Origin of the sequence: Staphylococcus equorum, from assembly GCF_001747895.1 — a bacterium.
GTDB classification, from domain to species: domain Bacteria; phylum Bacillota; class Bacilli; order Staphylococcales; family Staphylococcaceae; genus Staphylococcus; species Staphylococcus equorum_A.
Window position 1 is genome coordinate 147,796 of sequence record NZ_LNNB01000019.1, and the last position, 16,473, is coordinate 164,268.

Annotated in this window: 16 protein-coding genes; 10 read left to right on the forward strand and 6 right to left on the reverse strand. The window is 33.5% G+C overall.

The features are described 5' to 3' along the window. Positions 1-145 precede the first annotated feature (145 nt). The 5 genes from fdhF to AST02_RS09340 all read left to right on the forward strand — a co-directional run bounded on the left by fdhF (position 146) and on the right by AST02_RS09340 (position 6,214). A complete protein-coding gene (gene fdhF, locus AST02_RS09320) occupies positions 146-3,100 on the forward strand; it encodes a formate dehydrogenase subunit alpha (RefSeq protein WP_069817612.1) in 2,955 nt (984 codons plus the stop codon). After that, complete coding sequence (locus AST02_RS09325; RefSeq protein ID WP_046465874.1) at positions 3,100-3,564, forward strand: DUF1641 domain-containing protein; 465 nt, start codon at positions 3,100-3,102, stop codon at positions 3,562-3,564. Before fdhF ends, AST02_RS09325 begins: the two co-directional genes overlap by 1 nt. Positions 3,565-3,874: 310 nt before the next feature. After that, complete coding sequence (locus AST02_RS09330) at positions 3,875-4,108, forward strand: hypothetical protein (RefSeq protein ID WP_080947915.1); 234 nt, start codon at positions 3,875-3,877, stop codon at positions 4,106-4,108. A 25-nt stretch (positions 4,109-4,133) separates the two neighbouring features. Next, on the forward strand, positions 4,134-4,910 hold the full coding sequence (locus AST02_RS09335) for an N-acetylglucosaminidase (RefSeq protein ID WP_069817613.1): 777 nt from the start codon (positions 4,134-4,136) through the stop codon (positions 4,908-4,910). A 179-nt stretch (positions 4,911-5,089) separates the two neighbouring features. After that, positions 5,090-6,214 (forward strand): FAD-dependent monooxygenase, encoded by a 1,125-nt coding sequence (locus AST02_RS09340; protein WP_069817614.1) that lies wholly within the window; start codon positions 5,090-5,092, stop codon positions 6,212-6,214. 101 nt (positions 6,215-6,315) lie between these two features. On the opposite strand, the gene AST02_RS09345 is transcribed toward AST02_RS09340, so the two are convergent. The 5 genes from AST02_RS09345 to AST02_RS09365 all read right to left on the reverse strand — a co-directional run bounded on the left by AST02_RS09345 (position 6,316) and on the right by AST02_RS09365 (position 9,931). Beyond that, positions 6,316-7,272 (reverse strand): 2-hydroxyacid dehydrogenase family protein, encoded by a 957-nt coding sequence (locus AST02_RS09345; protein WP_069817615.1) that lies wholly within the window; start codon positions 7,270-7,272, stop codon positions 6,316-6,318. A gap of 447 nt (positions 7,273-7,719) precedes the next feature. Further along, the gene (locus AST02_RS09350; RefSeq protein ID WP_069817616.1) at positions 7,720-8,034 is read right to left on the reverse strand and encodes a DMT family transporter; all 315 of its coding nucleotides are present in this window, start codon (positions 8,032-8,034) and stop codon (positions 7,720-7,722) included. Continuing rightward, positions 8,034-8,354: a DMT family transporter gene (locus AST02_RS09355; RefSeq protein ID WP_046465869.1), complete on the reverse strand. Its 321-nt coding sequence runs from the start codon at positions 8,352-8,354 to the stop codon at positions 8,034-8,036. Before AST02_RS09355 ends, AST02_RS09350 begins: the two co-directional genes overlap by 1 nt. Before the next feature lie 397 nt (positions 8,355-8,751). Then, positions 8,752-9,219, reverse strand: coding sequence for a CHAP domain-containing protein (locus AST02_RS09360; protein WP_046465868.1), 468 nt, complete (start codon positions 9,217-9,219; stop codon positions 8,752-8,754). 340 nt (positions 9,220-9,559) lie between these two features. Beyond that, a complete protein-coding gene (locus AST02_RS09365) occupies positions 9,560-9,931 on the reverse strand; it encodes a DUF4870 domain-containing protein (protein ID WP_046465867.1) in 372 nt (123 codons plus the stop codon). Positions 9,932-10,179: 248 nt separating this feature from the next. Between AST02_RS09365 and AST02_RS09370 the strand changes: the two genes are divergently transcribed. From AST02_RS09370 to AST02_RS09380, 3 genes are all read left to right on the forward strand, one after another. Continuing rightward, positions 10,180-11,250 carry an NAD/NADP-dependent octopine/nopaline dehydrogenase family protein gene (locus AST02_RS09370; protein WP_069817617.1) on the forward strand — a complete coding sequence of 357 codons (1,071 nt, stop codon included), beginning with the start codon at positions 10,180-10,182 and terminating at the stop codon, positions 11,248-11,250. A 27-nt stretch (positions 11,251-11,277) separates the two neighbouring features. Then, positions 11,278-12,669, forward strand: coding sequence for a Na+/H+ antiporter NhaC (nhaC, locus tag AST02_RS09375; protein WP_069817618.1), 1,392 nt, complete (start codon positions 11,278-11,280; stop codon positions 12,667-12,669). A gap of 124 nt (positions 12,670-12,793) precedes the next feature. After that, a complete protein-coding gene (locus AST02_RS09380) occupies positions 12,794-13,291 on the forward strand; it encodes a hypothetical protein (protein ID WP_069817619.1) in 498 nt (165 codons plus the stop codon). A 227-nt stretch (positions 13,292-13,518) separates the two neighbouring features. Here AST02_RS09380 and AST02_RS09385 read toward each other — a convergent pair whose 3' ends face one another. Continuing rightward, entirely contained in the window at positions 13,519-14,289 is a 771-nt protein-coding gene (locus tag AST02_RS09385) for a CHAP domain-containing protein (RefSeq protein ID WP_069817620.1), read from the reverse strand. 497 nt (positions 14,290-14,786) lie between these two features. Between AST02_RS09385 and AST02_RS09390 the strand changes: the two genes are divergently transcribed. Both AST02_RS09390 and AST02_RS09395 read left to right on the forward strand, forming a co-directional pair. After that, entirely contained in the window at positions 14,787-15,839 is a 1,053-nt protein-coding gene (locus tag AST02_RS09390; RefSeq protein ID WP_069817621.1) for an LLM class flavin-dependent oxidoreductase, read from the forward strand. 14 nt (positions 15,840-15,853) lie between these two features. After that, positions 15,854-16,213: a DoxX family protein gene (locus tag AST02_RS09395; RefSeq protein WP_046465861.1), complete on the forward strand. Its 360-nt coding sequence runs from the start codon at positions 15,854-15,856 to the stop codon at positions 16,211-16,213. Positions 16,214-16,473: the final 260 nt, after the last annotated feature.

Sequence of the window (16,473 nt, forward strand, 5' to 3'; positions counted from 1 at the left end):
GAAATCCTTAACATTTATACGAAATAGATATACAATATAGATAACATTATCTTAAAAAAGTGTGGGCTTTTTAGATGGAATGTTATTCAGCACCTAATAGATATATATAACGCGGGCATCATAAATAATAATAGGGGTGAAGAGAATGCAAGAACATTTGATTGTCTCATTGGATGGCAAAGATTATCTTGTAGAACCTGGGACGAATTTACTTGAGTTCATCAAATCTCAAGATACATTTATTCCATCAATATGCTATAACGAATCGCTAGGTCCAATACAAACTTGTGACACGTGTACTGTTGAAATAGACGGTAAAATGGCACGCGCGTGTGGCACAACAATTGATAGACCGATGATTGTTAATACGCAAAATGATAACGTACAAACAAGTCAAAAAGAAGCTTTAGACAGAATCTTAGAAAATCATATGTTGTATTGCACAGTTTGTGATTATAACAATGGCGACTGTGAAATACATAATACAATGGACCAATGGGGTTTAGAGCATCAAACTTATGAATATAAAGAAAAGCCATACGAAAAAGATTACGGTCCTTTCTATCGTTATGATCCAAATCAATGTATCTTATGTGGACGTTGTGTAGAAGTATGTCAAGACGTTCAAGTAAACGAAACACTTACAATTGATTGGGAACGTCAACAACCACGAGTGATTTGGGATAACGATACATCAATCAACGAATCATCGTGTGTAGGTTGTGGTCAATGTGCAACAGTTTGTCCATGTAATGCAATGATGGAAGTCAACATGGAAGGCAGTGCCGGATATATGACTGATTTAGAGCCAGGTTCATTAGCTGCTATGATTGATTTAACGAAAAAAGCAGAACCGGGTTATGGTCCATTGTTCGCAGTTTCTGACTCAGAAGCAGCAATGCGTGAAGAACGCATCGAAAAAACTAAGACAGTATGTACATATTGTGGTGTTGGTTGTTCTTTCGATGTATGGACAAAAGACAGAGAAGTTATAAAAGTTCAACCTCAACAAGAATCACCAGCTAATAAAATTGCAACGTGTGTTAAAGGTAAATTCGGTTGGGATTATATTGATTCAGAAGAACGTCTTACAAAACCATTAGTACGTAAAGATGGTCAATTTGAAGAAGTTGAATGGGATGAAGCACTGAAAGTTGTCTCTGATAACTTTAATAAAGTTAAAGCATCACATGGTTCAGATGGTTTAGCATTTATATCATCTTCAAAAGCAACAAATGAAGAGTCTTACCTTATGCAAAAGCTTGCAAGACAAGTCATTGGCACAAACAACGTAGATAATTGTTCACGTTATTGCCAAGCACCAGCAACAAAAGGACTATTTAGAACGGTAGGTCATGGTGGTGACTCTGGTTCAATAGACGATCTTGAAATTGCAGATATGGTCGTGTTAATTGGTACGAATACAGCAGAAGCTCATCCAGTTATTGCTTCACGTATTAAACGTGGTCATAAGCTATATAACAATACTTTAAATGTGTTTGATATACGTAAGCATGAAATGGCTGAACGCGCAGATAATTTCTATCAGCCTAAACCAGGCACTGATTTAGTTTGGTTGTCAGCAGTGACTAAATATATTATCGATAACGATCTTCATGATAAAGCGTTTATCGACAAATGGGTGAACAGTTTTGAAGCGTATCATAAATCATTAGCGCCATTTACAATGGAGTTTGCTGAAGAAACAACGGGTATCTCTAAAGAGGCCTTAATAGACTTTGCACACCAAGTTGTTGATGCAGAATCAGTATCAATCGCATGGGCAATGGGCGTAACACAACAAGACATTGGTAGTGACACTTCGACAGCGATATCTAATTTATTATTAGCAACAGGTAACTATAGAAGACCAGGCACAGGCGCTTATCCTTTACGTGGTCATAATAACGTACAAGGTTGTAGTGATATGGGAAGTATGCCTGATAAATTCCCAGGATACCAAAGTGTTACTGATGAGGAAATAAGAGCGAAATTCGAACGAGAATATGGCGAAACATTACCAAACGAAGTAGGTAAAGATAACCATCAAATGATGGAAGGTATTCATGAAGGTGAAATTGATGCTCTTTATTTATACGGTGAAGATACAGGTATCGTCGACTCAAACATCAACTATGTACAAGCTGCATTAGAAAAAGTTGGTTTCTTAGTCGTACAAGATGAATTCTTTACATTTACAGCTTCATACGCAGATGTAGTGTTACCAGCTAGTCCATCATTAGAAAAAACAGGTACATTTACAAATACAGAGCGTCGTATTCAACGTCTATATCAAGCTTTAGAACCAAAAGGCGATTCTAAGCCAGACTGGGAAATTATTCAAGCTGTAGCGAAAACGTTAGGTTATGATTGGAACTATACGCATCCAAGTCAAATTATGGACGAAATTGCAAGACTCACTCCGTTATATTCAGGTGTGAACTATGATCGTTTAGAAGGATATAATAGTTTACAATGGCCAGTAGCAGAAGATGGTACAGATCAACCGACACTTTTCTTAGAAGGCTTTAACTTTGATGATGGAAAAGCGAATTTCTATCCATTAACTTTTGATAATTTCTTTAAAGTAAATGAAAAATATGATTTACACGTAAATAATGGTCGTGTATTAGAGCATTTCCATGAAGGTAATATGACTTATAAAGTGCCAGGACTTCAATACAAAATGCCAAATCCATTTGTCGAAGTGTCTCCTGAATTAGCAGAAGATAGAGGTATTCACGAAGGTGCAGAGATTAAATTGATTTCTGATACTGGTGAAGTAGAACTTGTGGCCCATGTCACAGATAGAGTTAAAGGTAAAGAAATCTATATTCCATTAAATAACAATGCTATGGAATATGGTGATCAAGGTGCCATTAACTTATTGACAAATAGTGATGTAGATAAAGACACAGACACACCATCTTATAAACGTACAAGTTGTCGTATGGAAGTGAAGACACGAAGAGGTAAATCACCACTCAATCCTACAAACTTCCGTGTAAACAAACAACGTCAACCACAATATAGCGTTCGAGTTGAAGACAAATGGAATCGTAAAGATTATACTTTCCCAGGAAGTCAGGTGGATAAATAATGGCTGAAAGAATAACAAATATTAAACGCATGCAAAAAACTGAAGCAGAGGTTAAAGAAGAAAATTTAGCTGAAGTGACCGATGCGATTGTAGCAAATAAAGACAGCATTTTAAAAGCGATTAATATCATTAGTACTTTAGATGATGCTAAATTGCTAGATGCTATGTCAGGTGCAGTTAAGAGTAGAGGTGTTATAGCCAATAAATTCTCTGTTGAATTAAATAAAGAACAATATTCAGGGTTAATTTCAAATATGGCTTCACTTGTATTTTTATTAGGCGATTTAGATGTAGATGATTTATCTGGAATGTTAAATAAAGTGAATAAAGGCTTACGCGTCGCAAATCAAGCCAATCCAAATCAAAAAACATCTATCACTGGTTTGATGGGTATGTTGAAAGATGATGAAATGAATCGTAGTTTAACATATATGATGAATATGCTTAGAGGAATGTCAAGATAAGCACTTTTAAATAAATATATAGTTAGAGGCTGGGACATAGCACATGTCTCAGTCTCATTTTTTATATTAGCAGTGGTTGACTGAATTGAAAATGCGTTTATATCAAGCTTGTATTCAACTTTACAGTCAGCTGTGCCGGGGTGGACGACGAAATTTTATTAGAAAAATTATATTTCTGTCCACTTCCTAACTGTTTATTGTTTTAAAAATGACATATTGAAACAATGGGAACTATGATACAATTTCTATTATTAGAATTAAATTTTATATATTTTTAAGGGCGAGGAGTGGAGGACTTATTAACGCGAAAATGATTAAAATCATGGCGATTATCTCAAATGTATTTCTAGTTTTGGGAATTATATTTTTAATAATGATGAATATGGTTATGGCAATTACAATGTTTGCTGTTTCATTAGTAATCAGTTTAATGATATTCAATATGTTGTTTAGAGATAAGAAAGCTATGAGGATAGCGCTTAACATTTCTTTTGTAGTTGTCTTAATTGCTATTATTATTGCTTATGTTACATTAACTAAATAAGTGTAAGCTAGGGAGTTATTATATAATGAATGGAATTTTAAAGAAAAGATTAACATTATTTATTATGCTCATTATCATCGTCATATTTGCGATTTTATTAATTATAAATGAAACACATCTATTTGATAATCAAAAGACACATTCTTTTAATGAAGCGGTAGATAAGCAACTTGGTGAAGGCACTTTAAATATGACAGAAAAAAATGGTCGATTTGTCGAGGCTTCAAAAACTGATGTTAAAAAAGCTATGGATGTAAATAATGACAAAGATAACTTAAATCATATGGATATATCTGAAAAAGTATCAATGTCAGAAAAAGAAGTAAATGATATTTTAAAAGATAAAGGTATATTGAAAAATAAAGGTGAAGCATTTTTAAAAGCACAAGATAAATATGAAGTTAATGTGTTATACCTTGTGAGTCATGCGCTTGTTGAAACTGGCAATGGTAAATCTGAATTGGCCAACGGTATAGAAGATGATGGTAAGCATTACTATAATTTTTATGGTATTGGTGCATTTGATGAAAATGCAGTACACACAGGTAGTAGCTTTGCTAAAAAGCAATCATGGACTTCACCAGAACGCGCAATTATGGGCGGAGCTAAATTTATAAGAGGTAATTATTTTAAAAATGAACAATTATCGTTATATCAAATGCGCTGGAATCCAAAATCACCTGGAGAACACCAATATGCTAGTGATGTAGAATGGGATGAAAACATCGCCACATTTATGAAGGTTTATTATGATAAACTAGGTATAAAGAAAGATCATATTAATAAAGATTATTATTTATAAAAGTTGAGTTATCATATATTTATAGGAAAGATAACAGGTGTTTTCATGATACGTTTGTTATCTTTTTTGTGTGATGACTTATTGACAATACTTAAGTTAATATCAAAGGACTTATTAATATATAGTTTTGCAAAAGTGTTAATATCGAATAGACTAGGAAAATTTGGAGTGAATTGAAAATGAAAATAGCTATAGTTGGCGCGGGCATTGGTGGATTAACAACTGCAGCATTATTAATTGAACAAGGACATGATGTCAAAGTATTTGAAAAAAATAATGAAGTAGCTGAAATAGGCGCAGGCATCGGCATTGGTGGTAACGTTATTGAAAAATTAGGAAAGCATGATTTAGCAAAAGGCATTAAAAATGTCGGGCAAATTACTGATACGATGGAAGTGCGAGATGATAAAAATAACTTGCTATCCAAAGTGAAGTTAAAAAAGAATACGGTGAACTTAACAATGTCTCGTCAAGATTTAATAGATGTTATTCAATCTTATGTACCAGACACAGCAATCTATACAAATCATTTTGTGACTCATATTGATAATGGCGATTTAAAAGTGACTATACATTTTGATACACAACAAGAAGAAGCATTTGACTTATGTATTGGTGCAGATGGTGTACATTCTAAGATAAGAAATACGGTTGAACCTAATAGTAAGCCTGAATATCAAGGCTATACGGTATTTAGAGGATTAGTAGAAGATGTGGATATTAAAGATGCTCAAATTGCTAAAGAGTATTGGTCGCCAAAGGGTAGAGTAGGTATAGTTCCCTTATTAAACAACCAAGCCTATTGGTTTATTTCTATTAATGCGAAAGAAAAAGATAGTAAAATGAAAACCTATGGTAAACCTCATTTACAAGCCAGATTTAACCGTTTTCCAAATGAAGTAAGAACTGTATTAGATAAACAAAGCGAAACAGATATTTTACTAAATGATATTTATGATCTAAAACCGCTGAAAACCTTTGTTTATCAACGTGCTATTTTACTTGGTGATGCAGCGCATGCAACGACACCAAACATGGGACAAGGGGCAGGGCAAGCAATGGAAGACGCCATTGTCTTAGCAAATTGTCTTGAGTCATATTCGTTTGATGAGGCGTTACAACGCTATGATAAATTACGTGTAAAACATACCAAAAAAGTAATTAAACGTTCTAGAAAAATAGGTAAGCTCGCACAACGTAGTAATAAACTGGTTGTAACTGTAAGAAATGGCGTTGCAAAAGCTTTGCCTAATAAGTTAGTTACGAACCAAACTAAATTTTTATATAAATCCAAAAGTAAATAAACTTGAAATATTTCAATAGAAAGCACCCATCCATATTTTTAATGGATGGGTGCTTTAATTTGTACTAAGTATTTAGAACTAAACTTTTAGCAACTCATTTGTTAATTTACTAAAAACTTAGGTTTTTTATCATTTAGCTTACTAATTGTGTCATTCGCAACAATTTTAGACATCATATCACGAGATTCAAATGTCGCATTACCAATATGTGGTGTGAGCACTACATTGTCTAGTGATTTCAATTCGTCATTTATTTCTGGTTCAAATTCGAAAACATCTAAAGCTGCGCCCTCAATTTCTTTATCTTTTAAAGCTTGTACTAAAGCTTGTTCATGGACGATAGGGCCTCTCGAAGCATTAATTAAATAACTCGTTGGCTTCATCATTTTAAATTGTTCAGTGTCAATTTGATGATGTAAATCTGGATTATATGCAGCGTTAATTGTTACAAAATCTGCATTTTTTAATAAAGTTTCTAAGTCTACATACTTGGCGCCGATTTCACGTTCTTTATCGACTTTTTGGTTAGGACCAGTATAAAGCACATTCATATCAAATGCTTTGGCACGTCTTGCTACAGCAGCACCAATTTCACCTAAACCAATAATACCAATCGTTTTACCAGAAACTTCTCTGCCACGGAAGAACAGTGGCGCCCAGCCATCGAAGCCAGTTGTACGGCATAATTTATCACCTTCAGCGATACGTCTTGCAACTGCAAGTACGAGCGCAAAAGTTAATTCAGCTGTAGAATTTGTTGAAGCTTTTGGTGTGTTTGTAACGTCAATGTCTTTTTGACGAGCATAGGCTACATCTACGTTATTAAAACCTGCACCATAGTTTGCGACGATTTTTAAATTGCTACCGACATCAATTACTTCTTTATCTACGTTGGTAGACAAAAGACTAATTAATACATCAGCATCTTTAACCCCTTGCTTTAAAGTATCTTTATCAATGATACCTTCGCCTTCATACATTTCAACTTCATAACCTTGATCTTTTAACAAGTCAAAACCTACTTCGGGTACTGGACCTGCGATATAAACTTTTACCATGTATAATCCCTCCATTATATATTTAGTATAGTAAATTTCAAAGCACTAAACAAATTATTATATTTATTAAAGAAATAGTTGGGTGTTCTTTTTATATAATGCCTAAAAGCTATAGAAAGCGATTTCTATGTTACTTATTTATATATTTTAATGTATATAAGTCAAACATAGCCATTCTCAAAAAAAAGCAATAATCCATTGTTAAACAGTGGATTATTGCTTTAGAGTGTCGACAAAGTCTCCGACTTTGTTGGCACTCTTTTGTGCACGCTTTCCGCGGGCACAGCCTCAGCCTGTAGTCTTCGGCTAGTGCTTTTCCCGCAGGAGTCGGCACAAATTACTGCTATTTTTTAAACAAAAATAATATAATATATTTAAATTAAACAGTGGATTATTGCTTTTATTTTAATATCATGATTTAGAAAGTATCTTTTTATATTTGTTTTTCTAACTTATAAGCTTTAAGCCTACAATTGAAAGAATAATCAAGCCAATAAAGAATATACGTTTTGCATTTTTAGATTCATTGTATATCAACATACCCACAAGTGTGCCACCGCCAGTACCGATGCCACTCCAAATTGCATAAGCAGTTCCCATAGGAATGTCATTCATTGCTACTTTGAGCGTGCTAAAACTACAGATAAAAGCAATTGCTAATAAGACTACTAAAGATTTCTTTTTAGTGCGTGTAATTTCATTTAATATGACTACACCGACTACTTCTAATAGCCCTGCAATAAGTAAAATAAACCAAGCCATTAGTTTTCAGCCTCCTCTGTAGTTAATTTTAGACCGATAATACCTATTACCAATAGTATAATTAAGATGATTTTCATAAAGTTAAAAGGATCACCGAAAAATAACATATCCACTAAAACAGTACCAACTGCGCCAATACCTACGAATACGGCGTAAACCGTGCCAACGGGTAATGATTTACACGCAGAAATAACAAGAAAGAAACTTATAATAATAATGATAATCGTACCAATCCAACTAAGTAATGAATCAGCAGTATTTAAGCCAGTGACCCATAATATTTCTATAAGCCCAGCAAGTATAACTTTAAACCATTGCATCGTTGTGCCTCCTTTTTCACCAAACGCTCTTATTTTCTCAAATATTCTATTATACTGCAATATTAAAAATAATCTAAAAATATTGAGCACTTAATACTGAATTTTTAGATTCGTTTTAATTATAGCGCGTGTTGTCTTGCTTAATTACTTTGATGTGGTGAACATTTATAAATGTGCAATCAATCGATATGTCTGAATGATTGAGTATATTGTTTTAAAAAGGCAGTGGTTTGCTTGGACGCTTGACTAGTTAATAAAGCACGAATTGAAGACTATAGGTTGAGGTAGCGTCCGCGAAAAGTGTGCATAAAAAAAGTGTCAACAAAGTTTTAGACTTTGTTGACACTCTATAATGTTCTAAATCCTGTTATTCTAATTTATATTGTAGTAGCGAATATTAGTTAACGTGGATATAGTTATATGAACCTGCTTCACCAGCAGAGATAGTACGTTCACTTACAGAGTAAGGTCCGCCGCTATAATTCATTTCTGAAACATTTACTGAACCGTCACTGTTTACATTTTCAACGTATGCAACGTGGCCCATTGGTCCTTCAGATGATTGTAAGATTGATCCAGCTTCTGGAGAGTTGTTAACTGTGTAGCCTGCAGATGAAGCTGCTGACGCCCAGTTATTTGCATTGCCCCAAGTAGAACCGATACCTCCGCCTACTTTATCAAATACATACCAAGTACATTGACCTGAAGTGTATAAGTTAGCACTTGAGCTTGCAGTTTCTTGTGTAGTAGTTTGGTTTGTTTGTTGAGTTTGTTCTGCTGCACTTGCTTCATTTCCTTGATCTAATCCTACGATTGCTGCGCCAATACCTGCTGTGATAGTTGTTGCTGTTACTAATTTATTCATAATTAAAAAATCCTCCCAAATTTGTTCGTTCTTTATATTTATTATTTATGTTATTCGTTCGATAGTCTTTAAAGTTAATGTTTTTATTTTTCGCTTTGCTTTCAACGACAAGTAATACTCTAACAGATGAATTTAGGTTTGTGTGGTTTGTTACGCTTTTGTAAAACAATTAAAAAAACCTCACATATCGTTGTAATAAACGACATGTGAGGTTACAGAAAGGTAGCGGCTCGTAATAGTTTGTAAAGAGCTGTGGTATAAGGTTTTACAATAAATTAACATTCAAAATAACTAATTTGTATTACAAGAGTTGTAATAAGTCACAAAATTTAGATTCGTTTTATTTGAAAAATCTAATTGAAAGTGGTGGCAGATAGTCTTCTCCATTATATGCTTTTACAGCAGCTACGATAGTAAATATGAAATTCAAAATAGCTATAATAGGGAATAAGATAAAGCCTATTATGATAAACATCGCTATTGAAGCAACGATTAACCAAATCATATAAGAAAGTAAAAAGTTGAAGTAATTTTTACCAGCCTTGTCAATGAATGGTGAATCTTCACGTTTAATAAGCCAAATAATAAGTGGTGCTATTAACGAAGTGAAAAAACTTAGCACATAGATTAAAGTTCCCATTAATCTATCGTCGCTACTTGGTTCTTGATTTATAACTGTAGAAGATTGGTTTGCATTATATTGTTCATCCATAGAATCACGCCTCCCTTATTAGCATAACTATAACAAATATTATTGTTGATTGATATTTAATTTTAAAGGCTACAATTAAAAAATTGATCATTTTAAAACGTAGTACATTTAATTGAATGAAACAAATGAATATAATGCAACTAGTAAAGGTTGAATACCAGTGTTTATAAGAAATCTAAATTGGATATACATTATAGTAATGTTTAAAACACTCATACATACAAATCATTAGAGAAAGAAGGGTATTTATGAAGATAGCAATCGTAGGATCAGGAAATGGTGCTGTTACAGCAGCATTAGATATGAAGCATAAAGGACATGAGGTGAAGTTATATTGTCGAAATCAATCTATTGATAAGTTTGACAAGGCAATAGCACAAGGCGGATTTACGTTTAATAATGAAGGAGAAGAAACGTTTATCGAATTTACTGATATCAGTGATGATATGGAATATGTTGTTAGTGATGCAGAAATCATTCAAGTCATTATACCATCTACATTTATTGAACACTATGCGCGTACGATGGCGCCATTTATTAATGATAAGCAATTAATATTCTTTAATATGGCAGCGGCAATGGCTTCGATTCGATTTATGAACGTCTTAGAAGATATGCGTATAGAAGTTATGCCGATATTTGCTGAAGTGAACACATTAACTTATGGGACGAGAGTGAATTTTGATGAAGCTCACGTGGACTTATCATTAAATGTAAGAAAAGTACATTTTTCAACTTATGATAAAGAACATTTAAGTGATAGCTTTGACAAGATTGAATCGCTATACCCATATGTTGTCAAAGAGGAAAGTCTTTGGAAAACAAATCTTGAGAACGGGAATCCAGAAGTGCATCCAGGTCCAACATTACTCAATATAGGACGTATCGATTACGCCGATGACTTTGCTTTATATGAAGAAGGCATAACGAAACACACCGTTCGTTTACTGCACGCCGTAGAGTTGGAACGATTAACTTTGGGGCGTAAGTTAGGCTTTGAATTATCTCCAGCTAAAGAAGCGCGTATTGAACGTGGCTATTTAGAAAGAAAAGATGAAGATGAACCTCTGAATAGATTGTTTAACACGAGTCCAGTATTTTCACAAATCAAAGGACCAAATCATGTGAAAAACCGTTATTTAACAGAAGATATTGCATACGGACTCGTATTATGGTCTAGTCTTGGTCGTGAAATTGAGGTTGAAACGCCAAATATTGATGCCATTATCGTGTTAGCATCTACTATTTTAGAACGTGACTTTTTTGAAGAAGGACTCACGATTAATGAATTAGGCAAAGAAAAGCTGGGGCTTAATTAATTTGAACTAACAATAGGGGGACTGTGTATGACAAGACAACCAACATTTTTAGAATCAATTTCTACTATAATAGTAATGATTATAATTGTAATCACAGGATTTGTTGTTTTTGAAATTCCAATACAAGCTTTATTAATTTTAGCGTCAGCATATGCTGCATTTATAGCAAGACGTGTTGGGTTGAAATGGCAAGATTTGGAAGAAGGTATCACACATCGGTTAGCAACAGCAATGCCAGCTATCTTTATCATTTTAGCAGTCGGAATTATCGTAGGTACTTGGATGTACTCTGGGACTGTTCCGGCTTTGATCTATTATGGCTTAGAATTTTTAAATCCTAATTTATTTTTAGTATCTGCATTTATTATATGTGCAATTACTTCAGTTGCCACAGGGACAGCATGGGGCTCTGCGTCTACTGCGGGCATAGCGTTAATGGCTATAGCGACAGAGTTACATATTACGCCAGGTATGGCAGCAGGTGCCATAATTGCAGGTGCGGTGTTTGGTGATAAAATGTCACCACTTTCAGATACGACAAATTTAGCAGCTTTAGTAACAAAAGTGAATATCTTTGCGCATATAAGAGCAATGATATGGACGACTGTACCAGCATCAATCATAGGCCTAATCGTTTGGTATTTTGCAGGTAGGCAGTTTGGTGGAAATACTAATACATCACAAGTGAATCAAATGCTTAGCGAATTATCTCAAATTTATAATATAAATATTTTTGTATGGATTCCCTTATTAATCATTATTACGTGTTTATTATTAAAAATATCGACTGTACCTGCAATGCTTATTTCAAGTTTGAGTGCAATCATTGTTGGCGCATTTAATCATGGATTTAATATTGTTGATGGATTTAAGTCCACTTTCGATGGTTTTAATAAAGGCATGGTACCCACAAGTGGTGGAGAATTATCGGATAAAGCCATTAATTTGGTCGAGCAAGGCGGCATGATGAGCATGACAGAAATCATTGTTACTATTTTTTGTGGGTATGCTTTCGCAGGTATTGTTGAAAAAGCTGGTTGCTTAGATGTTATTTTGAAAACAATATCTAAAAATATTAATTCCGTTGGACAATTGATACTAGCGACTGTAATCGGTAGTCTAATAATGGTACTCGCAGCTGGTGTGGCATCTGTAGTCATTATCATGGTCGGCGTGTTAATGATGGAAATGTATAATGATATGGATTTAGATCGTTCTAATTTATCAAGAACGCTAGAAGATTCAGGTACAATGATTATTCCACTTATTCCATGGGGAACATCAGGCATTTATTATACACAACAGTTAGGTGTTTCGGTGGATCAATTCTTTATTTGGGCAGTTCCTTGTTATCTATGTATCATATTCGCAATTTTTTATGGATTTTCAGGTATTGGCATTAAAAAAGCAAAAAGCTAATAAACTAAATAATTTAAAGGTATACAATTAACAGAGAAAAAATAATAAATCTTAATATAAAATATGAATTATAAGTTTAAAAATATATAATTCGGTTATATATAACTATGGATGAGGTGATTCTATGTTATACCTAGTGATAATTGTAGCGATATTACTATTGGCATCAGGAATTCATCAATATTTCAATGTAGATAAAAAATTAAAAACTCCTTCTATAATCTATTTTGCAATCGGTTTTGTATTGTATATTGTAGCGATATTACTTTATAAGACCGAATTGTTAGATAGTTCAACGATAATTCATGAAATTTTACTAACTACGATATTTGGACTTATTATATTTTGGATTAATTCTCATCGAAATAAGAGTAGCGATACAATTTACTATACGGTTATTATTGTTATATTAACAATCGTATTAGCGATTTTACCGTTGGCACCGACGTCAATAATTTCATTGGAAACGATGTTTATTGTAAGACTTATTTTCTCAGTTGTTTTACTCATAGTAGGTGGATTTGTATTATATAAACGGATAAAAGGCAAAGCTTCAGAAAGTTTTCCGTTACTTTATTTGATGGCCTTTATATATTGGATAGCGATAGCGTATTGGTTTTAAAAAATATAAGACTTTAGAAGTCTGAAACCTAAATAGGGACTGGCCCTATTTAGTAGGAGTGGGATGGAAATCAAATTTTGATTTCTGTCTCACTCCTTTTCCTATTCCATAACATAGTGGAATAATCACTAAAATGCATGATTTTATATTATAAGTAGAATGTCATAAGAAAAAACGGCAAAAAAAAGACAACCCATAAGGATTGTCTTTTTTATTTAAATCATTTATTAGTGAATATAGTTGTAAGATGAAGCTTGGCTAGCTGAGATTGTACGTGAAGTAACAACGCCAGCACCTTGGCCGTAGTTCATTTCAGAAACGTTAACTGAACCGTCGCTGTTTACATTTTCAACATAAGCAACGTGACCCATTGCGCCAGTTGATGATTGTAAGATTGAACCTTGAGAAGGTGAGTTGTTTACAGTGTAACCTGATGCAGCTGCAGCGCTTGCCCAGTTGTTTGCGTTACCCCAAGTAGAACCAATTTTACCGCCAACTTTATCAAATACATAATATGTACATTGACCTGAAGTGTAAAGGTTGCTTGATGAACCTGAAGTGTTAGCCATTGAGTTTGATGAACTTGATGGTGCGCTAGTAGTTGTTACTTGAACATTACTACTTGAAGTAGAAGTTGAAACAGCTCCGCCTCCACCAGTACCTTGGTTATTTGTTGTATATGATTGGTTTGAGTTATTGTTAGTAGCTGTAGAACCGTTTTGATTGTAGCTATAACCACTGTTATTGCTTTGAGCAGCAGTGTTATTGCTTTGAGCATTGTTGTTGTGACCTTGGTCAGAATTGCTTGGGTTCCAGTTACCTTGCCAAGTGTAATCATAGTTACCTTGTTGGTCTATTGTATATGAATAGCTGTATGATGTTGGATCATTTGGGTTATACCCACCATTGTTATTTTCTGAAGCGTCTGCATCATTTTGTGCAAAAGCAAAAGTAGCGATTCCTGCAGTAGCGATAGTAGCTGTAGCGATTTTTTTCATTGTTAAATTTCCTCCTAATAATTGTAAATCATTTATCCCAGTCTCTTAAAGACATTATTTATAATTTTTTTCGCTGTTTTAACGACAAGAATTACTTTATCAGAAAAATGTCTGTTTGTGGGGTTTGTTATCGTTTTGTAATTTAGTTCTAATAATAAAGTGCTTAATGTAACAAAAGGAAGATGGGTGTTTAAGGCTTAAAAGCCCGTTAATATAATATTTACAAAATTTACAGTGTATAATTGCACTTCAGTTTATTACAAAGCTGTAAAATAACAGAAAATTACAAACAATAAAATATGAGAGAATTTAGTTATTTAAATATATGAAAAAACACTATATATAAAGACTATATAAAAAGTATTGAATTAAGGTTAATGTGAATTAAAAGCCGTCTTAATAGGAAAGGAAAGAATTAGAGCATTGAAATTGACATGTTCTAAGGAAGTATTTAATATAGAGGTATAAAAATTATACTTAGTTTGTGAGGTGATTATTTGAAAATAGAACTTGGTTTGACATCATTTGCAGATAATATTGATATTCATATGGAAAGTGGACGACAAGCAGCTATAAGTAATGGACAAAGAATTAGAAATATAATAGAAGAAATAGAGACAGCTGACCAATATGGTTTAGATGTATATGGTTTGGGAGAACATCACCGAGCAGATTATGCAGTATCTGATCCCGTTACAGTGTTAGCAGCAGCAGCTCGTAATACAACGCATATAAAGTTGAGTAGTGCAGTAACAGTATTATCTTCAGATGATCCTGTTCGAGTTTACGAACGTTTCTCTACATTAAATGCAGTTTCCAATGGACGTGCAGAAATAATGGTGGGCAGAGGTTCATTTATTGAATCATTTCCATTATTTGGTTATGAGTTAAAAGACTATGAACAACTCTTTAATGAGAAAATAGATTTATTAATGACCATTAATAAACATGAAATTGTAAATTGGGAAGGGGAGTTACGACCTTCTATTGAAAACTTAAGTGTTTATCCTAAGGCGGAGCATGGGCCTTTACCAATTACGATTGCAACTGGAGGAACACCAGAATCTTCATTAAAAGCAGGAGCATTAGGATTACCTATAACTTATGCTATAATTGGCGGTGACCCAAAAAGGTTTAGAAGAAACATAGATATGTACAAATCTATTGCTAGATCTTACGGACATAATATAAATGAATTGCCTATTGCTACGCATTCATGGGGCTATATTGCTGAAACAGATGAATTGGCTAAACGTGAGTTTTTCCCATCGGTAAAAGCGAGTCATGATATATTAGCCAAAGAACGGGGTTGGTCACCATATGATGAAAACAGCTTCGATCGTGAAGCAGGTCCACATGGCGCTTTGTATGTTGGAAGTCCGGAAACCGTTGCACAAAAGATAATTGAAACAATTGAAACACTAGGTCTTACTCGTTTTATGCTTCATACACCTGTAGGTTCTATGCCACATGATAAAACAATCAATACAATTAAATTATTAGCAGAGCGAGTAAAGCCTATTGTAGATAAATATTTTGAAAACAAATAAAAGGAGCGTTTATAATGATATTACGTTATTTAACAAATTTAAAATTAGCTAAGGAATTATATGGTGCATCAAAACCTAAACTTAAAGGTGACCAGTCAATGAAAGAATCTTTTGTTGAAGTGTTTAATTTGCCATCAAATGCAGTGCCATTGGCAGGAGCACTTGAAGCATTAAGTGCTGTATTTTTCGTTTTAAGCTTTGCAAGTAAAAGATTATCACGTATTGCATCACTTTTAACAATTTCAGTTTTAGGTGTAGCAGCAATTAAACACTTTGAAGCAGGACATGGTAAAGCAGGTGCTAAACATGCATTAGATTTATCAGGTTTAGCAGCATTAAGCTTCTTAGATACAATTGATATTAAGAAAAAATAATAATGGTTGAACTCAATCATTTAAAATAGCAATAGCTTAAATGCACAGCAAATGTTGGATAATAGTCTAACACGTGCTGTGCATTTTTGTATGAATTTTTATGACATATTTAAGATATCAAAATGCATTATTTTAAATAGAGATATTTGATAATTGAAATTTTTATACCTATGTCTTTTTTTAGTAATAAAAAGGGTGAATGAACCACTAAAATTTAAAAATAAAAATAAAAGATTAAAAAAAGAGTAGGAATTGTTCAT